Raw genomic sequence first — 23,083 nt, forward strand, 5'->3', positions numbered from 1 at the left:
TGAAATACAAAGTTCTTTTATTTATGTTTGCCCGATGGTAAGATACGCTCCCACTTGCTGATGTCGATGCCTGCCCGCTGGCCCTACTACGCAGCTGCTTTAGCCGTTTTCCTGGCGGCCAAGCTGCTATATGCCCACGCTACTACTGCCGAAGTACGGTTTCTGCTGGCGCCCACCAACGCTTTGGTGAGCCTGGTGCTGAACTCCCCATCCGAGTTTGACGCTACCCGGGGCTACGTGCACGCCGGTCGCCACCTTGTCATCGACAAATCGTGCGCGGGGGGCGCATTCTGGCTGCTGAGCTGGCTGCTGCTGGCCCTCACATGGCTGCACCGCGGTGGGCCGCACCCGGGGAGGGCGCTGCCGGCGTTAGTGGCGGTCAGTTTCGGGCTTACCTTGCTCGTCAATACGGCCCGCATAGTGGGGGCGGTGGCGGTGCAGGGGGTGGTGCCGGAGCCGCCTGCCTGGCTGCACGAGGCGCAGGGGGCCCTGGTGTATTTGTTTTTCCTGGTGGCCAGCTACGGCGGGCTCCTGTATCTGCTCACTCACTTACCCGTTTTCCGTGCGCACTCTGCTTAACCCCCGGTGGCTGTGGCTGCTGAACACCCTGCCGCTGCTGGTGCTGCTGGCCGTGCTGGGCGGCGAATACCGCGTCATTCGCACCCTATTGCCACCCGAAAGCCTACTGCAATGGCGTTGGTTTGGCGGTGCGCTGGTGGCCCTGGGCACGCTGCACGCCGCCTACACCGCCTGGCAGGGGCGGCGTGGAGCCAGTTTGCCGCTGGGCTACGCTTTGGTGGCCCTGGGGGCGTATATCGGGTTTCTATACGCCTACGGCTACCACCTCGATACCCTGTTTCCGCGGGAAATTCCGCGCTGGATGGTGCCCGGCGACTTGCCCCTGTACGCGGGCACGTTTCTGATGCCCACGCTGGCCCATGCCGCCGCGGTGCTGGTGCTGCGCCTCACCCCCGACGAGCCCCCCCCCCGCGCCCTGCCCAGCTTCGGGGTGGCCCTGGCCGTACCGGTGGGCTGGTACATGTTTGCGCAGCTGGTGCTCCCGCTGTGGCAGGGCCCCGGCGGCAAAGTGGGGCAGCACGCGCTGGTGGTCGTGCTCATTGCCAGCACGCTGGTATTTCTGCTGGCCCTGGCCCGCGGCATCTACATCGTGGCCGCGCGGCGGGCAGAGGGGTGGGCGCGCTACCAGTGGCTGTGGAAGCTGCTGATTGCCGGGGTGCTGCCGCTGCTGGGGCTGGCTGTTAACAACGGTTTGTTGTTTCCGGAGCGGTTCTTCTGGTCGGACGGCCGGGGCGGCGGGGTTTTCGGGAATTTTAACGGGCCGTGGTGGTACGGGCTGGCCGTGCTGAATGCCGGGCTGCTGTGCGTGCCGACACCCGCCGGACCCAAGGTGCGGCTGGCGCTGTACCTAGGCCGGGGCCTCACGCTGGCCTACACGCTCTACTTCTTCCTGGTGTTTCTGCCGTTTCTGCCGCTGTCGGTGGTGGCCGTGGCGGCAATAGGCGTGGGCTTCCTCATGCTCACGCCCCTGGCGTTGCTGGTGGTGCACGGGCGCGAGCTAGCCCACGACTACGCCGCGCTACGGCCGTTTTTTGCGAGCCGCTGGCTGGTGCTCGGCCTCGTGGTGGCCGGCTGCGTGCTGCCGCTGGCCGTTACGCTGCGCTACCTGCACTACCGCACCGTGCTGCACCAGGCCCTCGATTACGTATACGCCCCCGACTACGCCCGCCGCTACCGCCCGCTCGACGCGGCCTCGCTCGATAATACGCTGACGGTGGTACGCGGCCACAAAGACGGGCGTAGCTCCTCGTTCACCGGCGCTCAGCTGCCGTATTTGTCGGCCTACTTCAACTGGTTGGTGCTCGACAACCTTACGCTGTCGGAAAGCAAGCTGGCGACGTTGGAGCAGGTGTTTTTCAACCGCCTGGCCCCGCGCCCGCCTAGGCCGCTGGACCTAATGGACGCGCCTAATATTGCCGCGCCGCGCCTCACCCGTCTGGCCGCCCGTAGCCGCTACGATGCCGTCCAGCAGGCCTGGGTGAGCTGGGTGGACGTGACGGTAACTAACCCTGATTCTGGCAGCGGTGCGGCTGAGTACGCCACCACGTTCGAGCTGCCGGCGGGCTGTTTCGTGGCCGATTATTACCTGGATATTGCCGGGCGGCGCGAGCCGGGCATTCTGGCCGAAAAGCGGGCCGCCGCCTGGGTGTACGCCCATATTCGCAATGAGCAGCGCGACCCGGGCCTGCTGAGCTACCTGAGCGGCAACCGTCTGGCGCTGCGAGTGTTTCCGTTCGGGGCGGGGGAGGAGCGGCGCACTGGCTTCCGGCTGCTGCACAAAGAGCCGCTCACCTTCACCCTCGACCAGCACTCGGTGGCCCTGGGCCCCGCGCGCCCCAGCACTGCCCGCCCGACAGTGGCCCCTGATACGGCCGGGGGCGTTGCATACGTGCCGGCTGCTGCCAAAGCCGCGCTGCCCGCGGTGCGCCGCCGGCCTTACTATCATTTCGTGCTCGATATGTCGGCCGGCAACCGGGCGCAATGGCCCCGCTACCGCCAGCGAATTGCCACGCTGCTAAAGCAGCAAGCCGCCGGGGCCGAAGAGCCGCGCTACAGCCTCACCAACGCCTATGTGCGCACGCTCACCCCCCCGGGCCTGCTGCAAGCCGACACTGCCGCGCTCCGCTACGAAGGGGGCTTCTACCTTGACCGGGCCATCCGGCAGGTGCTGGTGCAGGCCGCCGCCACGCCCGCGCCGCGCTACCCCGTCATCGTGGTGGTATCCGCTGATTTCGACCGGGCCGTGCTGCCTACTGACTTCGCCGACCTACGCCACGCCCTACCCGATACCGACGTGTTTTACGAGCTGACGGAGCAGGGCGAGCTAGTGTCGCATTTGTTGTGGCAGAACCCGGCCGCCCGGGGCGCGGCCGGGGCCCAGCCCGGGGCCCCCAACCCTGTGGTGGCCTGGCCCAACGATACGCGCCCCGCAGCCTACCTGCCCGCTACCAACCAGCCCGACTTGGTGCTTACCCGGCCTCTGCCCCGCGCCCCGGCCGGGCCCCTGCCGCCCGGCAGCTGGCGGGCCGGCTTGCAGCTGTGGGGGCAGTGGCGCGCCCAAACCCATCACCCCGAAACCACCGAAACGGCCGGCCCGCAGTCGGTGCAGGGCAGCATTCAGTCGGGCATCCTCACTCCGCTGACTTCTTATCTGGCCCTCGAAAACGAAGCGCAAAAAGCCGCCCTACGCCGCAAGCAGGCGCAGCTGCTGGCCGGCCACGCTGCCCTCGACGCCGGCGAAGACGACCTGCGGCAGATGTCGGAGCCGCGCGACTGGGTGGTGGCGCTCGGGATGCTGGCCGCGTGGCTGGGGTGGCAGTGGCAGCGTCGGCGCCGGCTAGCCGGCGCTATTGCGTAGCCATCTGCGCAGGCCGGTTTTCGCGCGGCTTCTGCACCAGATAGTAGTACAGCAAAATCATGAGGCCCGAAAGAAACGGCAGCAGCGCCAGGTGCTTGCCGGTGATGCCGCCCCATACCCGCACGGCGTCGAAGCCCAGAAACTCGCTGATCATCCAGTAGGAGTTGGCCGAAATCCAGAACACGATGGCCAAATTGTGAGCCAGCTCGGCGGCAATGCTGCGGGTGCGCCAGGTAATGAGCAAGGCGATGGTGAGCGTGGGGAAAATCATGCTGATGCCCAGCGGCTTCCAGATCATACACCAGCCGATATCCTTGAGCAGCCAGAACAGGATGTGCAGGTTTTCCAGGCGGCGATAGGGGGCCGGGATGGTGTAGAGTTGGTCGTCGGGTTGGGACATAGGGCGGGCGAAAAGCCAAAGATACGCCTCCCGGTTCCGGAGGTGCAATGCGCCGCCGGGGGCACTGGTTCGGCTTTTTCTGAGCCCTTGCGTATGAGGGCCAACCTATTCTTGTTGTAGCTTGCCCGCTCATGACTGAAACCACCCGAAGCGTTGCCAGAAAAGTAGGCAAAGGAATTCTCTGGACCGGAGGCGGCGTGCTGGGGGCAGTAGCCCTGTATCTGGCCGCTTCAGCCGCCTTGTCGGCAGTACCGGTAGCGGCCTCCGGCCCCGTACCCAACCCACAGGAAGAGATAGAAGCCTATATCCTGTCCAACGGCGTGCATACCGACTTGGTAGTGCCGGTCCGTTCGGTCCAGATGGACTGGACCCAGCTGGTGCCCTACACCGATACCCCGGCTGCCGACACAACCATGCAGTTTATCGGGTTTGGCTGGGGCGACAAAGGCTTTTACCTCGATACACCTACCTGGGCCGAGCTCAAACCCAGTACGGCCCTGAAGGCTATGTTCTGGCTGAGTACCACGGCTATGCACACCACCTTCCATCACCGGCCCACTGTGGGGGCCGACTGCGTACGACTGCGCCTGAGCCCGGCAGAATATGCCCGGCTCATTGTTTTTATCAAGACCAGCTTCGACTACGATGCCCAAGGCCGCCCCCGGCATATTGCCGGCCACGGCTACGGCCAGCATGATGCTTTCTATGAGGCCAAAAGAACCTACAACCTCTTTTACACTTGCAACACCTGGGCCAACAACGGACTGAAAGCCGCTGGCCAGAAGGCGGCTCTCTGGACTCCTTTCGATTTTGGCATCCTCTGGCAGTACCGGTAGGTGCCCCACCGCATTTTTAAGCTCGTTTTAACACCCCATACGCCCATTCAACCGTACTTTGACCCTATGACGACTTACGACGAAATCTTCGAGAACAACCGCCAGTGGGTAGCCACCAGCACCGGTACCAACGCCGACTTCCTGCGCCATCTGGCCGCTGACCAGAAGCCGGACTACCTGTACATTGGGTGCAGTGATTCCCGCGTGACGGCAGAGGACCTGATGGGCGTAGCTCCCGGCGAGGTGTTTGTACATCGCAACGTGGCCAACCTGGTTATCAACATCGACCTCAATGCAATGTCGGTGATTGAGTATGCGGTGGGCCACCTGGGAGTAAAGCACATTGTAGTGTGCGGGCACTACGGCTGCGGCGGTGTAAAGGCCGCCATGCAGTCCAAGGATCTGGGCATTATGAACCCCTGGCTGCGTAACATCCGGGACGTGTACCGCTTGCACCAGGCGGAGCTGGATGCCATTGCAGACGTGGATGCCCGCTACGACCGGCTGGTGGAGCTGAACGTGCAGGAGCAGTGCGTAAATGTTATTAAAACGGCGGTGGTGCAACAGAGCTACCTTAAAAACGGCTACCCCACGGTACATGGCTGGGTTTTCGACCTGAAAACGGGCCTACTGAAAGACCTGAAGCTGAATTTTGTGGAGATTCTGCACAATATTCAGGAAATCTATAACCTGAGCAACGAGCCATTTTTCGGGCTGAACAAGCAAAGCTCCCCGGCGGAGGAAATCAGCTCGGCCAAAACGGAAGTACAGCGGTAACGCCCTGCGTAAAGTGTATGCCTAAAAAAAATCCGGCTGCTTTCGGGTAGCGCACCGAAAGCAGCCGGAATAAAGGAGTTGCGAAAAATGAAAGTTGCTTAGTTAAGCCAGATCTGAGCAACTGGCTCAAAGCGGTGCTGGGCAAATGCGCCGTAGGGCTGCTCGGCATAAAACCCCAGCACGTGTACCTGCAGTTGCCCAGTGCGCACGTTGCGGCGCATCTGAATGGGGTACACCTGACCGGACGCCGGCCAGTCGCCTACGTGGTCCGTCGGGCGGCGGCTGGCATCCACACACCGGGCATATTGCTGCAGGGGAAGAGGAACGGGAAGCTTCGTTTTCGACATATCCAAAGATACGCATATTTATCCAATAAACTAAAAAAATTGGAGTTGAAAATATAGGCTTGATGATGCCGATAAGTACCTTTTAGGTTATTCTAAATTATGATTTATACGGGTTTAATTTTTCTGGTTCAGAACTCCTGGTTCCAGAAAGCAGGTTGCTGAGTTGCTTTTATTGCTAATTATATTAGTGTTACTTCCGGCCCAGGGTAGATGAGTTCGACAGCCACCTCACCGCTTTTCCAGGCGGAGCCGATAGTTGGCTTCCGGCGTTTGAATATGCACGATATATACGCCGGCCGCATACCCGCGCACATCCAGCTGCAGCCGGGCAGCAGGGGCCGCATAAGTAGCTACCACCTGCCCTACCGCCGATAGCACCTGCACGGCTACAGTGCCAGCCGGTAGTGTAAGCTGCGCTAAGCCAGTTGTGGGATTAGGATACAGAGCCAACCCCGCTGCCCGGGGGCTGCGGGTGGGAAGCAGCTGCTGGTAGCGGCTGGCGGCGGCATCGGCGGCCTGCTGAAGCTGCGCCAGGGAAGGAGCCGCCAGCACCGCAAACGTGACGACCACTGAATCGGCGGGAGCCAGCCCCGCGAGTACAGCTCCGGTTACCTGGGACGCATCGGTAGCCGTAAGCAGCCGCGCCGACTGAGTGCCGTTGCTAAGGGTCAGGAATTTCTCGGCGGTGCTAAACCCATCGGCCAGTCGGACGGGGGAGCCGGTGGGGGCTTGGTTGTTGAGCGCATAAGCCGTAACCTGACCGCCCCCCAGGTGGCGTACCCCAGCATACTGGCGGGGCGCGGCCGGGTCGTAGAGGTAGTGCAGCCGGCGGGCGGCATCCCATTCCACCACGTTACGCCCCCCCTCGCCGGGCAGGTCCCAATCCAGGAACAGCCCCAGGTGCAAAGGGCGCAGGGTATCAGGCGTGAGGTTGGTAACGCGGTACTCCAGCAGCACATAGTCGCGGTGCGGGGCAGTAGCCCAGGCGTATGCCTGCTGGCGTATCCGCACCCCCACGGTGCGCCCCCGGGTGAGGGTGGGCAAAGAGTCACGAAGTAGGCCTAGGGCCTCCTGGTCGGCCCGGAGCGGCTGGGTGCGCAGGAAGGCGCGGAGCTGGGTCTGGAAGTCGGTATCGGCGCCGCGTCGGTCGTTGCGGATGTTGTCGGAAACGCGCGTGGCCGAGGTGGCTACCAGCAGGCCGCCCTCCGCGAGTAGGGGCGCGCCCTGCTGGTAGCTTACACCCTCTCCAATATCGGAGCCTAACCCGTCGTACCCAAGGTTGCCCCGGCTGGTGAGCGTAAGAGTTAGGTTGTTGGCATCCAGTACCACATAGTCGGGGTTGAGCAGGATGGTTTCATACTGGTCTTCCTGATACCCGGTGGCGGCATCCTGCATCCGGTATCGGATAACGGCCCGGGTGTTGAGCGGTACCCCGGCTGCCACCGCCAGCCGGAAGGGTGCGGCCGTATTCGTGCGCCGTTCCAGCGTGGCCAGCGGGCCAGCCGCAAACGTGCCCTGCCGCACCAGCAAGTGCGGCGACAACGATGTAAGAGTAACTGTCAGGTTGGTAAGCGGCTGCAGCAGGTTTTGCACCTGCACTGCCAGGCGCAGCGTGTCGCCGGGGGCATAGGCCCGGCGCTGGGGCGCAAACGTGCGCGCAACCACCCGGGCCGAGTGCTGCCCCGCTTCCGTTACGGCCCGCAGCACATTCAGCCGCCCCGAGCCGATGCGGCCCGCGTAGGCCACGTTGCCCGGCAGAGCATCCACGTTGTCGGTGGTGCGGCGAAGCTGGGCCGCCACCTGCGCGGCAGTGTAGCGCGGAAAGCGGGTCCGGACCAGCCCCGCGGCCCCGGCCACCAGCGGAGCCGCAAAAGAGGAGCCGCCCACCGCAAAATAGTCGGAATCGGTGTTGCCCAGGGTGGTCAGAATCTGGGTGCCGGGGGCCGACAGGTCCACGCGGCGGCTGAAGGTGGCATTGGTGCTCCGCTCATCGGTGGGGGTAAGGGTGGCTACCGATACCACGTGGTCGTAGCTGGCAGGGTAGAAGTCGAGGTCGGCGGGGGTATTGCCGGCGGCGGCTATTACCACGGCATCGTGGTTGATGGCCGCGTAGGTAATAACGTCCTGCTCAAACTGGGAGCGGCCACCCGCTCCGCCCCAGGACAGGTTAATAACCTGGCAGCCGTGGTCGGCGGCATACACAATGGCTTCGTAGCCGGCAAAAGCGCCGGTACCGGGGCTGCTTGGGTAAATTTTCAGGGGTAAAAACCGGCACCGGAACCCCACGCCAGCAATGCCCTTACCATTATCGGGGGCAGCAGCAGCACAGCCGGCCACCAGAATGCCGTGTACACTGTTGGCTTCGCGGGTGGGGTCGTTGTCGTTATCAGCAAAGTCCCAGCCGTAGTAGTTATCCACGTAGCCATCCTGGTCGTTGTCGAGGCCATCGGGCGGGTCGCGGCGGTTCACCTGAATCTGCCGGGCCAGGTCCTCGTGGGTGAGGCGGGTGCCGCCGTCGATAATGGCAATGGTCAGGCTGGTGTCGCCCCTGGTTACATCCCAGGCCCGGTACGCCCGGATATTTTTCAGATGATACTGCCCGCCGGCGCGGGTAGAGTCGGCCAGGGGGTCGTTGGGCTGATAGAGGGGCGGATACGAGTACAGCGGCTCGGCGTAGACCACCGCCCCGGTTTTGCGCAGCACCTGGCAGGCCGCCTCAACAGGAGCCGCCGCCGGCAGCTGCACCTCATACACCCGCGAAAGGTCGACGGCCACGGGCTGATCGGGGGCCGGGAGGCGGCTGTACGGAAATTTGGCCTGCACCCGCCGGGCCTGCAGTTGCCGCAGAGCTACCTCCAGTGCCGGAATCTGGGAGGGAACCGGCAGGCCGGGCCGCAGCTTCACTACCAGGCGGCCCGGCTGTATGGTTTTGGCATACGGAGCACTGGTAGTAGCCTGAGCCCGGGCCCGGCTGCTGCTACCCGGCAGCAGATTCCAGAGCAGCAGGCAGCAGAAAGAAAACCGAAGTAGAAGTGGCAGCATGCAGAACAGAGAAAGGCAGGGTAGGAGCCTCGGGGAACCAGCCCCAAACAAGTAGTGCCGGCCAATAGGTCCGGGCGGAGCTACTGGTAAAGATACGCGCTGCAAACCAGCCGTTTGCCTGCTTTTCTTCCTGCTTTCGACCAACTGCCGTCCGGGCCCGACCACCCGGCCTAACCGGCTTCCGGAGGCCCGGCATCAACTGGCCACTGCCAACAGTCGGCAACCGAAAAAGTCCGGCCTCTGCTGCACGCACAGAAACCGGACTTTTTGAAGTACCACTATCCTGGTAAAAGATACTTAGCAGGCTACCACGCTTACCGGGGCTTGGCGTACTTGTATTTTTTGGGGGCATCAACCGTGCGGTACTTGTAAGGGTTACCGGCATTGGGGTCGATGTTGAGGCCCAGGCCGATGGGCTTGCGCTCCTTGCGGAAACGGGCTTTGTTGTTGCTGCGCTTGGTGCGGTCCATGGATACGCTGCCGTAGCGGCTGGGGCGCTCCATCATTTTATCTTCGCTGGAGCACGAAGTGCCGGCCAGCAGTAAGGCGCAGGCCGAAAGGAGTAGAAAAGTTTTCATCGGGAAACGGTGGCGGGTGAAGGAGCAGCGGCGGCCGGAAATGCAGCCGCATCAACTACGCCTGTGTACTCCAATGAAACCCAAAAGGATACACCCGTTACGGAATAATACTGCGTTTTTTGTGCGGCCCCGGAACTATGTAAAACAGCAGCCAACTACACCTGACGGCCGGCGGAGCACGAACAATCATGGCGGGAGCACGCCTACCTGACCCTGGTTGCGAGCAAGCACCCGTTCCCTTCTTGGCAAGGAGGGAACCGGGTGCTGATGCAGGTTGAAGTAATCCGCCAGGCGAGGTACGGAATATCCGGGTCCTACCCTGATGCCTGTACCAGACTACAGGCTCAGCATTTCACGAAACCGCGCCGACTGCTGCCGCGAAACTTCTACCTCGGGACCACCCCCGCGCAGCCGGATTTTAAGTGTGTTGCTGAACCAGGGCTCAATGCTTTCCACCCATTTCAGATTGATAATCTGCTGGCGGTTGGCCCGGAAAAATACCCGGGGGTCGAGGCGCTGCTCCAGGTGCTGCAGGGTCCGGGGAATGAGGGGCCGGTGCTGGTCGAAGTAAATCTGGGTGTAGCTGCCGCTGATTTCAAACAGCCGGATGTCGGAGAGGCGCACAAACCAGCATCTTTCCCCATCTTTCACGAACACCTGATCCTGCTCGGTAAGGGGGGCGGCCGGAGCCTCTTCCTGCTCGGGGCTGGTGGCAGCCGGAACCGGAGCCGCCAGCTTGGCCCGGGCTTTGGCAAGCGCAGCGCTTAAGCGGTTTTCCTGAATCGGTTTCAGCAGATAATCCAAGGCATTTACCTCAAAAGCCTGCAGGGCATACTCATCGTAGGCCGTGGTGAAAATAACGTGCGGAGCCGTATCCAGGGAAGCCAACAGCTCAAACCCGGTTTCGCCGGGCATATGAATATCCAGGAATAAGAGGTCGGGCTGCAGCTCCAGCAGGAGCGTGCGGGCTTCCTCCGCATGGCGGGCCTCGCCCACTACCGTTACTTCCGGAAAAGCCCGCAGCAGGTGGCGCAGCTCCGTCCGGGCCAGGCGGGAATCATCAACTAGCAGTGCATTCATACAGCAGAGAGGCAACTAACGAAAGAGTAAGAATACGATACGCCGACAGAACGCGCATCCCGGAGCCGGGCTTCGGCCCGCACGAGAAGGTAACGACTACCAGGCCCGAGCCGGAGCCCGACTCCGGGATATAAGGGCGACGACAGCCGGGGTGCATGCTCCGGAGTACATGCGCTACCGCACCGGCAACTGTAGGTGGGCTACCACGGTATCGGGGGCGTGCGGGTCGTTGGCCAGGTGCAGATGCGCGGCCGAGCCGAACAGCAGCGCCAGCCGCTCCCGGGCGTTTTGCACCCCCACGCCGTGGTGGCCGGGCCGGGGCTCGTAGCGGCCGGTGTTGCGCACGGTTATGTGCAAGGCGCCTCCATCGTTCAGCTGCGCGGCCAGGTGAATAAAGCCCCCGACGGGGCGCGGCGCCAGCCCGTGCTTAATGGCATTTTCCACCAGCAGCTGCAGCGTCATGGGCGGAATAGGTACGTGCAGGGCCGCCGGGTCTACGTCCAGCGTATAGCGCAGGCGCTCTTCCAGCTGCATTGCCTCCAGCTCCAGGTAGTGCTCCACAATTTCCAGCTCCCGGTGCAAGGGCACCTGCTCGGCCGAGTTCAGCTGAATAGAATAGCGCAGCAAATCGGAGAGGTGCGTAATCATGTCGCGGGCCCGGGCGGGGTCTTCCATCACCAGCGCCCGAATGTTGTTGAGCCCATTGAACATGAAGTGCGGGTTGATCTGGGCTTTGAGGGTGCGCATCTCGGCTTCCCGAACGGCGGCCGCCAGTTTCCAGGTATTCACCTCGGCCTCGCGGGAGCGGCGCAGGTAGTGCCAGCCGAAGTAAAAGCCGGCCCATAGCCACAGCACAAAGTTGACGTTGAACGAGTAACCGATAAACTGCGCCAGCCCGTACGGGCTGCCAGTGCTGGCCGGCCGGATCAGGCCGATGATAATGGCCCAGATAATGAACTGGCTCAGCACCGACAGCAGCAGGTTGGTAAACAGGAGCCGGCCCAGCAGGGGTAGGGGTGGCAACTGCTCCCAGCGGTTGGCCCGGATGTAGTACCGCAGGCCGTGGGAAAGGACCAGCAGGGTACATACAATGGCAGCCGTAATCAGGTAGGAGTCGACGGACGCATTGCCGAAAACCGTAAAAACCAGCAGGTTGAACGCTGCATACAATAGCCAGCCTACCAGCTGGCAGTACCAGTACAGGCGGCTGGGGGCGGGTACCTGCCCCAACACCGGGCCCGCCTTACTGGCTGGGAGCAACTCCGAGTTAGCGGCTGGGAGCGGTAGCATAGGGGTGCTCATGCTCATAGGTATGTACATGCCGACGGTACACCGCCAGCAGCGAGCCGGCCAGTAAGAGCAAACAGCCCGTTATGAAAGCCGGAACGAGGTACAGTTGCTCCGGGGCCAGGCGCAGGCCCAGCACTAGGCAGCCTGCACTAATCAGGCCGGCTGCTACGGCATAAGGAGTGGCGCGGTACAGCCAGGCATAGGGAAAGAAATGTGCCCCGGTAATGATGCCATACGTCATAACGAAGTGCTGGGGGTAGCGCATGAACATGAATATCAGAAAAGGGAAATAAAACAGCTGGGCCAGGTTTAGCAGGAGCCCCAGGGGTTGCAGCGGATTGTGGGGCAGGGTCCAGGTGGTGCGAAACACCTTGGAGAGCAGCCAGGCCAGAGGCAGCGTAAGTGCCCCCACGAAAAAGGTAATGAAGCCCTTGGTTGGCACCGGCAGCGCCGACAGCCACACCAGCGTAATGCCCGCCCAGACCAGGCTGGCAGCGGCTATAAAATCGAGGCCGTTTTTGGCTTTGGTGGCAAGCTCCAGGCGAAGCAGATCAAACTGTTGGGCGGAAACCATGAGGGTAATGGGAGTATAGGGAGAGGTAACTGTTTTGGGCAGCGGGTACCGGGAATCGGGGCAAAATACAGGCTATCCGGCGGGTTATTTAACGGCTACCGTATGCTGCTTCAAAAAAGCATCGGAAAGCTGAAAAAACCACTGCGTATCATCGTACATCAGGAAGTGTTTACCAGCTTCCGACATTTCCAGGCGGTAGTGGGGCAGCTGGGCATACTGCCGGTCGAAAATGGCCTGGGTGCTTTCCTTGGTAGCCCCGAAAGGCTTGTAAGCAGCCCAGGCACCCAGCACCAGCACCGGCTGCTGAATGCGGGCTACCTCCGGGCGCAGGTCGGTGGTGTACATATCATACATGGCCTGGGCCACCGTGGCTGGGGCCGAGGCCAGGGCCCAGCGCGTTACCTGCGTAATGCGGGCCGTATCGGTTACCATGGAGGCCGTCATCTGGCGCTGCTGGGCGGGGTTTGCACTACCCTGGCTCATCTGCCGACGCAGGTTTTCGGCCATGGGGCGCAGCTGCTCTACCGTGGTAGCTGGGTTCTGGATGGCCCCCATAAACGGCAACGAATCCACAATAACCAGTGGGCCAACTGCTTCGGGCTGGGTGCTGCTCATCCACAGCGCCAGAAAACCACCCAGGCTATGGCCGATAACGGCCGGTTTCGCCAGCTTTTCGGTGCGGATGTACGTCAGGAGCTGGTCGCGCACTTGCTGGAGCAGCTTGTCGTTGCTGGCCGGCGCCGCTACACCCCCAAACCCAGCCAGGCTGATGATGTGGCACTGGTACTGCTTCCGGTAATGGGCCACGGTTTCGTCCCACACCGCGCCGGGGCAGGTCAGGCCCGGAATCAGCAGCACGGGCCGGCCTTTGCCCACCACCCGCACCGTAAAGTTGGGGTGCCGAGCGGGGGTATCGGAGGCTGTAACCAAGGCTGGGACTGGGTTGGCGCCGGCCGCAGCGGGGAGTAAGGCAGCACCCGCCAGCAGCAAGGCGGCGCAAACAGGGCGGAGGGAGGCGGTCAGGTTCATAGCGGAAAGTGGTTAGGGAAGTGGTGGTTGATGCAGTAAACCTACCCTCCGCCTCCACCATCCGAAACTACTTTCCCGGGAACGGTAATTCTGCCGCCCGAACTGCGCTGGGCTGCCCCCGAATGGCAGCCCTCCACCGCTCATCAGCTTACCAAACAGAAGAGGACCACCACCCGGCAGCCCTCTATTCATCAGCCCGCCCCCTTCATCAGAGGTACTCAGTGCCTGAAATTCGCAACATGCATCGGCATTGGTGGCTAAATAAGGTTGCGCAGATCTTGCCGTAGGTTTTCAATACCCCGCCAGATTTCACTCCAGGTACCCTGCTCCGGCGCGCCCGAATCGGAGGCAGTCGGGGCAGGCGTTTGGTGCAGGCGCTCTACCAGGCGGGCTCGTTTGGCTTCCAGTGCCTCGGCGTGCTGCTGGTAAGTGGCCTGCGAGCCGGCAGTAGTGGCATTGGCCCGGTTGTGCAGGGTCTGAATCTTGGTGTCCAGTTCCGTGAGGGCGTGCCGCAGGGCTTCGGCGGACAAGGTAGCCGGAACGCGCATGTGGTCGGGGGTGGGAGTGGTAGCCATGTAAGTGGGAGGATAGAAGTAGCCAAACGGTTGGGCCGGAGGCCAGGCAGGGGTGCCGGCCGGGCCGGCATGAAATGTGGCCCGGGTAGCCAACAATTCAACAATATACTCATAACACTCCGCTCATCCCAACCAGAAAACAGGTCCCTAGCTTTGCCGGTACCGGATCAAGTATTCAGCTGGAAAGCAATGCGCGTACAACTACTTCTGTTACTGCCGCTGTTGGTATTACCCCTGCTGCCGGCCTTCGCCCAAACCCGCGCCATTTCATTGGCCGACAATACGGCTTCCACTGCCGTGGCCGCCCCGCAGGCCGCGGCATCCTCACCCACGCTCTATCATACTGCCGATGAAATGCCGGCTTTCCCCGGTGGCTCCGAGGCCTTCCAGAAGTTTCTGCGCAAGGAGCTGCGCTACCCCGACGAAGCGCTGCGGCGGGGCGTATCGGGACGGGTATTTGTCCGGTTTGTCATCACCGACGAAGGCCGCATCCGCGACGCAGAAGTGGTAAAGGGCCTGGGCAGTGGCCTCGACGAGGAGGCGCTGCGCCTGGTGCGCATTATGCCCTGGTGGACGCCCGGGCGGGTAGGTGGGCAACCCGTCTGGATGTCCTACACGCTGCCAATCATCTTCCGGGCTTTGGAATAGGGTAGGAGGGTAAGCGGGTGTGGGGGTAGGAGAGGATGAAGGGGCCGATGTTGTGCAAGCGTCTTTAGCCCACAGAGGGCGCAGAGTTTAGCGCAGAGGGCGCGGAGCTGTTCTGAGAAGCGCATCCGTAAGCCTAAAATGCCTCAACCAATTCCTACACTCTTACCCTCAAACCCTAAAGTCTCGCGCCACGCCCAACTCCCGGGCCAGGGGAGCGGCGGCAGAAGCGTAGAGCAGCGGCAGCAGCTCCTGCACGGCTGGGGCAAACTCCACGCGGTAGTCTTCGTGGAGCTTGTCGATGGCCTTGAGGACGTCGTGGGTGCGGCGGGCCAGGTGCTGGAGCAGGGGCTGGGTGGGGCCGTGCAGGCGACCGGTGGCTTCCGGCTGGTGGCGCAGCACGTTGATGAGCAGGCGCAGCGTCAGCTCGGTTTCGCCCAGCGTATCACCGGTTACTTTGGCGTGGTAGGCCAGCCGCTGCTGCAACTGCCGGGTAATGTGCAGCAGGTCGTTGGGGGTTTGGTGGAAGCCGCGCACCGGGTCGTCTACCTGCTGGCGCAGGCGGTGGCGGCGGTTTTCCAGGGCCTCGTCGCCTTCCAGCAGCCGGAACGTGAGCTGCTCCACCAGCGTGGCGTCCTGGGCCACCAGGCGGGCCAGCAGCTGGTCTTTTTCTTTGGCGGGAAGGTTGAATAGCGCTTTGCGGAGGTCAGGAGAGAGGGCAGGCATAGAAACTGTAACAACGTCAGGCCGCTTCTGATTCCGGCTGCACCAGCCCGGCCAGGGCAGCCTGGCTTTTCTCTTCGTCAAACGCGCCCTCACTTTTGGCAATGACCACCGTGGCCACCGCGTTGCCGATGATGTTGGTAATGGCCCGGGCTTCCGACATAAACCGATCCACGCCCAGCAGCAGGGCCATACCCTCCACGGGTATCACCTTGGTGGCGGCCAGCGTGGAAGCCAGCACAATAAAGCCCGAACCCGTAACGCCGGCCGCGCCCTTGCTAGTGAGCATCAGAATGCCAATAATGGTGAGCTGCTGACCCAGCGTAAGCGGCACATTGAACGCCTGGGCCAGAAAAATACTGCACATGCTCAGGTAAATGGTGGTGCCATCGAGGTTGAAGGAGTAGCCCGTGGGCACTACCAGCCCCACCACCGGTCGGGCGCACCCGAAGGCCGTGAGCTTGTCCATCAGCCGCGGCAGCGCCGACTCCGATGACGAGGTGCCCAGCACAAGCAGCAGTTCCTCCCGGATAAAGCCCAGCAGCCGCCACAGGCTGAAGCCGTACCAGCGCGCAATGCCGCCCAGCACCCCAAAAATGAATAACGCCATGGTCAGGTACACCGAGCCCATCAGCAACGCCAACGGCCGCAGCGTATCCAGCCCGTACTTGCCAATGGTAAAGGCCATGCCCCCGAAGGCTCCCAACGGAGCCAGCTTCATCACCAAGCTCAGAATACTGAAAAATACGTGGCTCAGCCGCTCCAGCGTACTTAGCAGCGGCTGGCTCACGGCCGCCGGTACCCGCGACAACGCCGCCCCGAACAGCACCGCCACCAACAGCACCTGCAGCACGTCGCCGCCCGTAAAGGCTCCCAGAAAATTGTCGGGGATAATGTGGGTGAAGAAAGCTACCCAATCCATGTGGGCGGCCTGCTCGGTGTATTGCCGGGTTTTGTCGGCTTCGGCAGCCACACGGCTGGTATCCACGCCGGCCCCGGGCCGGATAAGGTTGGCAGCCGCCACCCCAATTACCAGGGCCAGGGTGGTTACCACTTCAAAGTAGAGCAGGGCCTTGCCACCCAGGCGCCCCACTTTCTTCATGTCCCCAATACTGCCCATGCCCAGCACCACCGTCAGGAAGATGATGGGGGCAATGAGCATCTTAATCAGCCCGATAAACGTGTCGCCGATGGGCTTGAGGCTGGCCCCGAACGCCGGAAACCGGCTGCCCACCAGCACGCCCAGGCCAATGGCCAGGAGCACCTGCACGGTAAGGTTGCGAAAATATGTTGGCATATACCGGCAAGATAAGCCAGTAGCGCGCAGCTCCGCTTCGCGCACGAGCGAAGCGAGTACCAGTCGTAAGCTGCGGGCGCGTGCGAACTCGCCTCCGGCTCGTGCGCGAAGCGGAGCTGCGCGCTACTGTTATCCACGCTTCTTCGTCTTCTTGCTTTCCTTACCGGGCGTGCCGTAGGCTACGCGGTACACCACACCGTTGTCGTCGTCAGAAACCAGTAGGGAGCCATCCGGGGCTTCCACGATGCTACAGGGGCGGCCGAATTCCGACTTGTCGTTTTCTACCAACCAGCCCGTAATGAAGTCCTCAAACTGCTGGGGCTGACCCTGCTCGTTGAAGTGCACCCGCACAATTTTGTAGCCCGAGGGTTGGGCCCGATTCCAGGAGCCGTGCATGGTCACGAAGGCATCCTGGCGGAAGGGCTGCGGAAACTGCTGGCCCCGGTAGAACACCATGCCCAGCGGCGCGGAATGGGCTTTATAAGTGAGCAGCGGCCGTACCGTGCGGGCATCAAACTCTGCGTAGCTTTCCCCTGTTTTGGGTTTGTTGGCGGGGTAAGGCTTACCGTCGGCAATGATGGATGGCCAGCCGTAGTGGCCGCCGTCCTTGATCTGGTTGAACTCCTCCATCTGGTCCTCGTCGCCCAGCCAGTCGATGCCGTGGTCGAGGCCATAGAGCTGTTTGGTAACCGGGTGCCAATCGAAACCGATGGTATTGCGCAGGCCCTGGGCGTACACGCGCCTGCCCGAGCCGTCGGGTTTCAGTTGGAGCAGGGTGGCGCTTTCGGGGTTGTCCTCGTCGCAGGCGTTGCAGGTGCTGCCCACCGAGAGGTAGAGCATCCCATCGGGCCCGAACTGCAGGGTGCGGTTGGCGTGCTGGCCGGCGTCGGGCAGGTCTTTGTACAGAGTTTTCAGCTCGCCCAGGGTGCCATCGGCCTTCACGTCGGCCACATACACCTCCCGTATGGCGGCTAGGTACAGCTTCCCATCCTTGAGGGCCAGTCCGTGCAGGTGCGGCTTCTGAGCCACCTGCTGCATGGTTTCCACTTTGCCATCTTTATTGGCGTCGCGGAGCAGCGTGATGGTTCCTTTTACGCGGTTGCTCACGTAAGCGTCGCCGTTGGGGGCCACGGCCAGCATGCGGGGCATATCCAGACCCTCGGCGTACTTGCTGATGGTGAAGCCGGCGGGTACTTGCAGACTGGCCACCCGCTCAGGCGTGGCCGGGAGCTTGTTGGGCAGGTAAATGTTGCCTGTCATCTGGAACGGTGTGGCGGCCGGGGGCACGTTTTGGGCCAATGTTGTAAAGCCGGCCAGTAAAGAGGCAGCCAGAGGTATTGTCAGTTTCGGAAGCATCGCGCAGTTGAATAGTTGCGCCTGGCTTAACTGCGTTTTTCCGGTCGAGGTTACGGCTTAACTGGCGGTGCGCCACTGCTGCCGCAGCTTCCAAGTGGAAAGGGCAGTAATAAGTAACCATATAAGTGCAGTGTTGCGCCACTCAGAGAAGAGGAGTCTGCGGAAGAAACGAAGCTGCTCTTGTAACCTATCTAATAAAGCAACTTGATGGGTAGGCGTGTTAAGGATTACAATACCTGACTTAGTACCGCAAATAAAATTGTCGGTAGCTAAAGGTTGGTTGGGGTCTATGGGTTTGGGCTTCTCGGTAATGCAGTATAACATTGCTGGCTCATGGCTTAGGTCAAGCCAATGTTTTTGAGCTTTTGCTTGGTCAAGCAGATCCAGTAGGTGCACTAGGTTGGCGTAATTAGCACCTGCTGCAAAATGTACCTGCATACCCCTGTCGAGGTTGGGCTCTTGTTGAAATTGCTGGACAATTATCTGGATATGCTGTAGTGTAAAATAATCGGGCAAAGTGTTGCCGATAAGTGAGAAGCTATACCATTGTCTAAACTGTGCTAATACCGCTGATGGAAGACAGGGTGGAATAATTGGCTGTGATTTATCCATAGGTTGTTGACACCAGTCAATAGATTTAATCTGAGCGTTTTCCACTACACTATACTGGGTAGTTGATTTCTTTATATCAACTACCGTCACGCACCCCAGCCACAGCAGGCCCGCCAGCGCTAGTAGGCCCGGTGGGAAAAACAGTTCCCGATACCGACGACGAGGAAAAGGGAGGTAGTGCATAAGTGGTTGAATAGGGGTAAAGAATAGAGTAGGAAGATAAACGATTTTGCACCGAAAATTCGTCTGTGCCCAACCCTGGCCGCTAGTTACAGGTTAGCAAGTCTGAACCGCCGAGGCTTCGTGGCCTTTCGCGCTGACTTCTCACGCCTACTTACTCAATGCCCTACCGCTACGCCGCGCCGCTGTTGCTGCTACCCGTTACTGCCCTCGCCCAAATTGCCCCGCCCGATACCACCCGCGCCGTAACTCTGCCCGAAGCCACTGTAACCGGCTACGGGCAGCAGCTGCCGCTACGCCGCACCGCTGCCGCCGTGGGCGTACTCCAGGCCCGTGACTTCGAGCGGTTTCCGCAAACGGCCCTCACGCAGGCCGTGAACACGCTGCCCGGTGTGCGGCTGGAGGAGCGGGCCAGTGGCAGCTACCGCCTTAGCGTGCGGGGCAGCACGCTCCGTTCCCCTTTCGGGGTGCGCAACACGAAAGTGTACTACCAGGGGATTCCGTTTACCGAAGCCAGCGGCAGTACTCCCCTCAACCTGCTTGACCCCGCGCTGCTGGGTGGGCTGGAAGTGGTAAAGGGTCCCGCCGCCAGCGTGTATGGGGCCGGTACCGGCGGGGCGGTGCTACTCCGGGGGCGCAGGCCGGAACCCGGTACCAGCGCTGCCCAGGTGGGTTTCACGGCGGGCAGCTTCGGACTGCGGCGCTACACCGCATCCGTTGAAACTGGCTCGGCCACGGGCTACCTGCGCGCCACCTACGCCCGCCAGAGCCTCGACGGCTACCGCCAGCAAAGCGCCCTGCGCCGCGACGTGCTGGCCCTGGATGGGGAGTGGCAGGCCACGGAAAAGCAGACTGTGGGCCTGCACGCGCTGTACTCAGATATCAACTACCAACTGCCCGGCGGCCTCACCCGCGCCCAGTTTCTGGCTGACCCCCGCCAGGCCCGCCCCGGCACAGCTACCGCGCCCGGCACTGTGCAGCAGCGTACCTACTACGCCTCCCGCACCGCCCTGCTCGGGGCCACCCACGAGGCCCTCTTCACTGACCGGTTCAGCCTGCGTACCACGCTCTACCTGAGCGGCAGCCGCATCAATACACCGTATTTGATAGACTTCGAGCGTAACACGCTGCTGGGTGGGGGCGGGCGCACGGTGGCCAGCTACCGCACCGCCCTGGCCGGCCGCATCCTGCGCCTGCAAGTCGGGGCCGAGGGGCAGACCGGTTTCGAAAGCTCCCGCAACTACCAGAACCGCGCCGGCCAGCCCGGCGCGTTGCGCTACGACGACGAAATCCGGACGCTCACCGGCTTTGCTTTCGCCCAGGCCGATTACGAGCTGCCGGCCGGGCTGCTGCTCACGGCCGGAGCCAGCTACAACCGCCTCCGCTACCGCATCAGCCGCCTTTCCGATGCCGCCACCAACCCCACCGGCTACGCACTGGAGCGAAACTTCCGCCCGGAAGTGTCGCCGAGGGTGGCGTTGCTGCGCGAGTTTGGCCCGGCCCTGGCGGTATACGGCAGCGTAAGCACCGGCTTCTCACCACCCACCGAGGAAGAAATCCGGCCCTCCGACGGCTCCATCAACCGCGCCTTGCAGGCTGAGCGCGGCACCAGCTACGAAGTGGGCGCGCGCGGCACGCTACTCCGGCAGCGCCTGCGCTACGACGTGGCCCTCTACGACCAGCGCCAACGTCAGACCATCACCACCCGCACCACCGACCTAGGCACCCAACTCTTCGCCAACGCCGGCACCACCCGCCAGCGCGGGGTGGAGGTGGCGTTAAGTGGCTGGCTGTGGCGAGGGGAAGCTACAAGCTTCCAGCCACAAGCGGCTAGCGCTGAGGGTGACGTGTTGCCCACGGGCCTCCGCGCCTTCGTCAGCTACGCTTACAACCACTACCGCTTCGGGAGCTACGAAAGCGGCGGGCAGAATTTCAGCGGCAACCGCCTCACTGGCACCGCCCCCCACACCCTCACCGCTGGTCTCGATGTGGTGGCCCCGCTGGGCTTTTACCTGAGCCCCACCATCAACCACCAGGCCCGCATCTTCGTGAATGACGCCAACACGGAGGCCGCGCCCGGCTACTGGACCTTCGGCACGCGCTGCGGCTGGCGCCGCAGCATCGGCGGCTTCTTGGTGGACGTGTTCGGGGGCGGCGAAAACCTTACCGACCGCCGCTACTCCCTGGGCAACGACCTCAACGCCTTCGGAGGCCGTTACTTCCAGCCCGCCCCGGCCCGCAACTGGTACGCGGGGCTGAGCTTGCGGCAGGGGAAAAGGAAAAAGTAAATGCTATTTCGTCATCCTGAGCGGAGCGAAGGACCTCATGATAGCAGAACGATTGTCGTAGGAACGACTCGTGCTGACGTGATAAGGTTCTTCGCTGCGCTCAGAATGACGAAACAGCTTTTCTCTTCAATTTCAACTCACACCTTCACCTTTTTCCCGGTGCGGGCGGCTTCGTAGATGGCCATAATCAGGCGAATATCCTTGAGGCCTTCTTCGCCGGGCGTTTTGGGCGTCTTGTTCTGGAGCACGCACTCGGCCATGTGGTCCAGCTCGGCGGCGAACTGGTTGCCTTCCTTGATCTTGGGCTGCTGCTGGCCGTCCTTGTCCCCGATGACCATTTTGTGCTCGTAGTAGTCGGTGGCGGGGTCGAGGTCGAGCCAGGCTTTCTGGCCGAACACGCGGTAGCGCTTCACGCCTTCGGTGCTGTAGGAGCTGGTGCAAGTAGCCAGAATGCCGCTCGGGAAACGCAACGTGAAATGAATCCGGTCCTCTACTTCCTTAAAGCGTGGGTCGGCCTGGTCGCTCATTTCCAGGGCGGTTACTTCCACGGGCTCCTCGCCGGTGAGGTAGCGGGCGGCGTTGAGCGAGTAAATGCCCAAGTCCATCAGGGAGCCGCCGCCGGCCAGTTTCTTCTGCACCCGCCAGGTATCGGCCTGGTCGCCGGTGGGGTCCACAATGCGGCCGTGGTCGGCGGTAATCTGCATCACCTTGCCCAGCTCACCCTTCCGGATGCGGGCAATGGCCTCTAGGTTGAAGGGCTCGTACTGCGCCCGGTAGGCAATCATCAGCTTTTTGCCGGCTTTCTGGCAGGCGTCAATCATCTGCTGACAATCTTTTTCGGTGTTGGCCATGGGCTTCTCGCACAGCACATGCTTGCCCGCCTTAGCCGCTCGGATGGTGTACTCGGCGTGCAGACCCACTGGTAGCACGATGTACACCACGTCCACAGCCGGATTGTCCTTAATGGAGTCGAAATTCCGGTAGTTATAGATGTTTTTGGCGTCCACGCCGTACTCGGCGGCCAGCTTTTTGGCCTTATCGGGCGAGCCGCTCACCAGAGCCGTAATGCGGGCATATTTGCAGTCTTTGAAGGCGGGCATCATCTGCTCCTGGGCAAATTTGCCGAGGCCCACGATGGCAAAGCCCAGCTTCTTCTGGTCGTCGTATTGCATAGCGGCAGTGGTTTCGGTGAAAGGTAGTGCGGCGGCCGGACCAGCCACGGCGGCCAGGGCAACGCCCAGGCCCGTTTGCCGCAAGAAGTGCCGCCGCGAATCGGAAGAATAAGTTGGGTTCATACAGGTGCTGGCATGACATGAACCCTGCTGAACGGCCCAAACTGCCGCACTGTTACTTAATGCCCGATTCTTCTACCTTCACTGTCGCATCACTTCTTCTGTTTTTATCATGCCCGAAACGCTTTTGCTTACCCCGCTTACAGCCACGCATTACCCGGCCGTTGCCGCCATCTACGCTGAAGGTATTGCCACCGGCCAGGCCACCCTCAACACAGAAGTGCCTGCCTGGGAGGCCTGGGATGCCGCCCACTTGCCGCACAGCCGCCTGGTGGCGCTTACCCCTACAGATGAAATAGCCGGCTGGGCCGCGTTAACGCCCGTATCGGGACGGTGCGTGTACAGCGGCGTAGCGGAAGTGAGTGTGTACGTAGGAGCCAAATACCGGGGACAGGGAGTAGGACTGCTGTTGCTACGGGAACTGGTGCAGCAGTCCGAGCAACAGGGCATCTGGACGCTGCAGGCTGGCATCATCCGCGAAAATACCCCCAGCCTGCGCCTGCACGAACAAGCCGGATTCCGGTTGGTTGGCACCCGCGAAAAGCTGGGCCAGCTTCACGGCCAGTGGCGCGACGTATGCCTGCTGGAACGCCGTAGTGCGGTGATTTACTGAAATGGGGCGCTAACGGGTCTGGCGTTCAATCGTCCTAAGCGCGCATCAAACAGCAACGCAGGACTGATAAACACCCGAACAGCCGTCAGAAAATCCTTCGCAGCTTGAGTTAC

General features: G+C 62.0%; 21 protein-coding genes. 7 read left to right on the forward strand and 14 right to left on the reverse strand.

Annotated features, from left to right (window positions below):
* Window positions 1-60 precede the first annotated feature (60 nt).
* On the forward strand, window positions 61-579 hold the full coding sequence (gene xrtK / locus EI290_RS09315; RefSeq protein ID WP_125428996.1) for an exosortase K: 519 nt from the start codon (window positions 61-63) through the stop codon (window positions 577-579).
* Window positions 563-3,436: an MSEP-CTERM sorting domain-containing protein gene (locus EI290_RS09320; RefSeq protein WP_185816920.1), complete on the forward strand. Its 2,874-nt coding sequence runs from the start codon at window positions 563-565 to the stop codon at window positions 3,434-3,436. The genes xrtK and EI290_RS09320 overlap by 17 nt, the downstream gene beginning before the upstream one ends.
* On the opposite strand, the gene EI290_RS09325 is transcribed toward EI290_RS09320, so the two are convergent.
* Window positions 3,426-3,836 carry a hypothetical protein gene (locus tag EI290_RS09325; RefSeq protein ID WP_221766247.1) on the reverse strand — a complete coding sequence of 137 codons (411 nt, stop codon included), beginning with the start codon at window positions 3,834-3,836 and terminating at the stop codon, window positions 3,426-3,428. The genes EI290_RS09320 and EI290_RS09325 overlap by 11 nt on opposite strands.
* Before the next feature lie 131 nt (window positions 3,837-3,967).
* Here EI290_RS09325 and EI290_RS09330 point away from each other — a divergent pair, with 131 nt between their 5' ends.
* Window positions 3,968-4,672, forward strand: a complete 705-nt coding sequence (locus EI290_RS09330; protein ID WP_125428999.1) for a TIGR02117 family protein — start codon at window positions 3,968-3,970, stop codon at window positions 4,670-4,672.
* A gap of 66 nt (window positions 4,673-4,738) precedes the next feature.
* Window positions 4,739-5,449 carry a carbonic anhydrase gene (locus EI290_RS09335; RefSeq protein ID WP_125429001.1) on the forward strand — a complete coding sequence of 237 codons (711 nt, stop codon included), beginning with the start codon at window positions 4,739-4,741 and terminating at the stop codon, window positions 5,447-5,449.
* 98 nt (window positions 5,450-5,547) lie between these two features.
* Here EI290_RS09335 and EI290_RS09340 read toward each other — a convergent pair whose 3' ends face one another.
* From EI290_RS09340 to EI290_RS09375, 8 genes are all read right to left on the reverse strand, one after another.
* Entirely contained in the window at window positions 5,548-5,796 is a 249-nt protein-coding gene (locus tag EI290_RS09340; RefSeq protein WP_125429003.1) for a hypothetical protein, read from the reverse strand.
* A 228-nt stretch (window positions 5,797-6,024) separates the two neighbouring features.
* Window positions 6,025-8,838, reverse strand: a complete 2,814-nt coding sequence (locus EI290_RS09345; RefSeq protein ID WP_125429005.1) for a S8 family peptidase — start codon at window positions 8,836-8,838, stop codon at window positions 6,025-6,027.
* Between the two features lie 314 nt (window positions 8,839-9,152).
* Entirely contained in the window at window positions 9,153-9,416 is a 264-nt protein-coding gene (locus EI290_RS09350) for a hypothetical protein (protein WP_125429007.1), read from the reverse strand.
* 336 nt (window positions 9,417-9,752) lie between these two features.
* Window positions 9,753-10,496, reverse strand: a complete 744-nt coding sequence (locus tag EI290_RS09355; RefSeq protein ID WP_125429009.1) for a LytR/AlgR family response regulator transcription factor — start codon at window positions 10,494-10,496, stop codon at window positions 9,753-9,755.
* A gap of 174 nt (window positions 10,497-10,670) precedes the next feature.
* Window positions 10,671-11,786 carry a sensor histidine kinase gene (locus EI290_RS09360; RefSeq protein ID WP_221766248.1) on the reverse strand — a complete coding sequence of 372 codons (1,116 nt, stop codon included), beginning with the start codon at window positions 11,784-11,786 and terminating at the stop codon, window positions 10,671-10,673.
* Window positions 11,764-12,360: a DUF7010 family protein gene (locus EI290_RS09365; RefSeq protein ID WP_185816922.1), complete on the reverse strand. Its 597-nt coding sequence runs from the start codon at window positions 12,358-12,360 to the stop codon at window positions 11,764-11,766. The genes EI290_RS09360 and EI290_RS09365 overlap by 23 nt, the downstream gene beginning before the upstream one ends.
* A gap of 84 nt (window positions 12,361-12,444) precedes the next feature.
* Window positions 12,445-13,389 (reverse strand): alpha/beta fold hydrolase, encoded by a 945-nt coding sequence (locus EI290_RS09370; RefSeq protein WP_125429013.1) that lies wholly within the window; start codon window positions 13,387-13,389, stop codon window positions 12,445-12,447.
* 257 nt (window positions 13,390-13,646) lie between these two features.
* Entirely contained in the window at window positions 13,647-13,964 is a 318-nt protein-coding gene (locus tag EI290_RS09375) for a hypothetical protein (protein ID WP_125429015.1), read from the reverse strand.
* A gap of 189 nt (window positions 13,965-14,153) precedes the next feature.
* On the opposite strand from EI290_RS09375, the gene EI290_RS09380 reads away from it, so the two are divergent.
* Entirely contained in the window at window positions 14,154-14,612 is a 459-nt protein-coding gene (locus EI290_RS09380; protein WP_185816923.1) for an energy transducer TonB, read from the forward strand.
* Window positions 14,613-14,780: 168 nt separating this feature from the next.
* Here the strand turns inward: EI290_RS09380 and EI290_RS09385 are convergent, their stop codons facing one another.
* The 4 genes from EI290_RS09385 to EI290_RS09400 all read right to left on the reverse strand — a co-directional run bounded on the left by EI290_RS09385 (window position 14,781) and on the right by EI290_RS09400 (window position 18,780).
* Entirely contained in the window at window positions 14,781-15,335 is a 555-nt protein-coding gene (locus EI290_RS09385) for a hypothetical protein (protein ID WP_125429019.1), read from the reverse strand.
* Between the two features lie 16 nt (window positions 15,336-15,351).
* On the reverse strand, window positions 15,352-16,629 hold the full coding sequence (dctA, locus tag EI290_RS09390) for a C4-dicarboxylate transporter DctA (RefSeq protein WP_125429020.1): 1,278 nt from the start codon (window positions 16,627-16,629) through the stop codon (window positions 15,352-15,354).
* A gap of 129 nt (window positions 16,630-16,758) precedes the next feature.
* Window positions 16,759-17,985 carry a PQQ-dependent sugar dehydrogenase gene (locus EI290_RS09395; RefSeq protein ID WP_125429022.1) on the reverse strand — a complete coding sequence of 409 codons (1,227 nt, stop codon included), beginning with the start codon at window positions 17,983-17,985 and terminating at the stop codon, window positions 16,759-16,761.
* Between the two features lie 57 nt (window positions 17,986-18,042).
* Window positions 18,043-18,780: a hypothetical protein gene (locus tag EI290_RS09400; RefSeq protein ID WP_125429024.1), complete on the reverse strand. Its 738-nt coding sequence runs from the start codon at window positions 18,778-18,780 to the stop codon at window positions 18,043-18,045.
* Window positions 18,781-18,938: 158 nt separating this feature from the next.
* Between EI290_RS09400 and EI290_RS09405 the strand changes: the two genes are divergently transcribed.
* Complete coding sequence (locus EI290_RS09405; protein ID WP_125429026.1) at window positions 18,939-21,065, forward strand: TonB-dependent receptor family protein; 2,127 nt, start codon at window positions 18,939-18,941, stop codon at window positions 21,063-21,065.
* A 137-nt stretch (window positions 21,066-21,202) separates the two neighbouring features.
* Here EI290_RS09405 and EI290_RS09410 read toward each other — a convergent pair whose 3' ends face one another.
* On the reverse strand, window positions 21,203-22,360 hold the full coding sequence (locus tag EI290_RS09410; protein ID WP_125429028.1) for a Gfo/Idh/MocA family protein: 1,158 nt from the start codon (window positions 22,358-22,360) through the stop codon (window positions 21,203-21,205).
* A 109-nt stretch (window positions 22,361-22,469) separates the two neighbouring features.
* On the opposite strand from EI290_RS09410, the gene EI290_RS09415 reads away from it, so the two are divergent.
* A complete protein-coding gene (locus EI290_RS09415; RefSeq protein WP_125429030.1) occupies window positions 22,470-22,970 on the forward strand; it encodes a GNAT family N-acetyltransferase in 501 nt (166 codons plus the stop codon).
* Window positions 22,971-23,083 lie beyond the last annotated feature (113 nt).

The sequence above is a fragment of the Hymenobacter metallilatus genome (genome assembly GCF_003944705.1).
GTDB classification, from domain to species: domain Bacteria; phylum Bacteroidota; class Bacteroidia; order Cytophagales; family Hymenobacteraceae; genus Hymenobacter; species Hymenobacter metallilatus.

Coding starts and splice junctions, on each gene's coding strand:
- xrtK (WP_125428996.1), top strand. CDS start 61: ATGTCGATGCCTGCCCGCTGGCCCTACTACGCAGCTGCTTTAGCCGTT.
- EI290_RS09325 (WP_221766247.1), bottom strand. CDS start 3,836: ATGTCCCAACCCGACGACCAACTCTACACCATCCCGGCCCCCTATCGC.
- EI290_RS09330 (WP_125428999.1), top strand. CDS start 3,968: ATGACTGAAACCACCCGAAGCGTTGCCAGAAAAGTAGGCAAAGGAATT.
- EI290_RS09335 (WP_125429001.1), top strand. CDS start 4,739: ATGACGACTTACGACGAAATCTTCGAGAACAACCGCCAGTGGGTAGCC.
- EI290_RS09340 (WP_125429003.1), bottom strand. CDS start 5,796: ATGTCGAAAACGAAGCTTCCCGTTCCTCTTCCCCTGCAGCAATATGCC.
- EI290_RS09345 (WP_125429005.1), bottom strand. CDS start 8,838: ATGCTGCCACTTCTACTTCGGTTTTCTTTCTGCTGCCTGCTGCTCTGG.
- EI290_RS09350 (WP_125429007.1), bottom strand. CDS start 9,416: ATGAAAACTTTTCTACTCCTTTCGGCCTGCGCCTTACTGCTGGCCGGC.
- EI290_RS09355 (WP_125429009.1), bottom strand. CDS start 10,496: ATGAATGCACTGCTAGTTGATGATTCCCGCCTGGCCCGGACGGAGCTG.
- EI290_RS09360 (WP_221766248.1), bottom strand. CDS start 11,786: ATGCTACCGCTCCCAGCCGCTAACTCGGAGTTGCTCCCAGCCAGTAAG.
- EI290_RS09365 (WP_185816922.1), bottom strand. CDS start 12,360: ATGGTTTCCGCCCAACAGTTTGATCTGCTTCGCCTGGAGCTTGCCACC.
- EI290_RS09370 (WP_125429013.1), bottom strand. CDS start 13,389: ATGAACCTGACCGCCTCCCTCCGCCCTGTTTGCGCCGCCTTGCTGCTG.
- EI290_RS09375 (WP_125429015.1), bottom strand. CDS start 13,964: ATGGCTACCACTCCCACCCCCGACCACATGCGCGTTCCGGCTACCTTG.
- EI290_RS09380 (WP_185816923.1), top strand. CDS start 14,154: ATGCGCGTACAACTACTTCTGTTACTGCCGCTGTTGGTATTACCCCTG.
- EI290_RS09385 (WP_125429019.1), bottom strand. CDS start 15,335: ATGCCTGCCCTCTCTCCTGACCTCCGCAAAGCGCTATTCAACCTTCCC.
- dctA (WP_125429020.1), bottom strand. CDS start 16,629: ATGCCAACATATTTTCGCAACCTTACCGTGCAGGTGCTCCTGGCCATT.
- EI290_RS09395 (WP_125429022.1), bottom strand. CDS start 17,985: ATGCTTCCGAAACTGACAATACCTCTGGCTGCCTCTTTACTGGCCGGC.
- EI290_RS09400 (WP_125429024.1), bottom strand. CDS start 18,780: ATGCACTACCTCCCTTTTCCTCGTCGTCGGTATCGGGAACTGTTTTTC.
- EI290_RS09405 (WP_125429026.1), top strand. CDS start 18,939: ATGCCCTACCGCTACGCCGCGCCGCTGTTGCTGCTACCCGTTACTGCC.
- EI290_RS09410 (WP_125429028.1), bottom strand. CDS start 22,360: ATGAACCCAACTTATTCTTCCGATTCGCGGCGGCACTTCTTGCGGCAA.
- EI290_RS09415 (WP_125429030.1), top strand. CDS start 22,470: ATGCCCGAAACGCTTTTGCTTACCCCGCTTACAGCCACGCATTACCCG.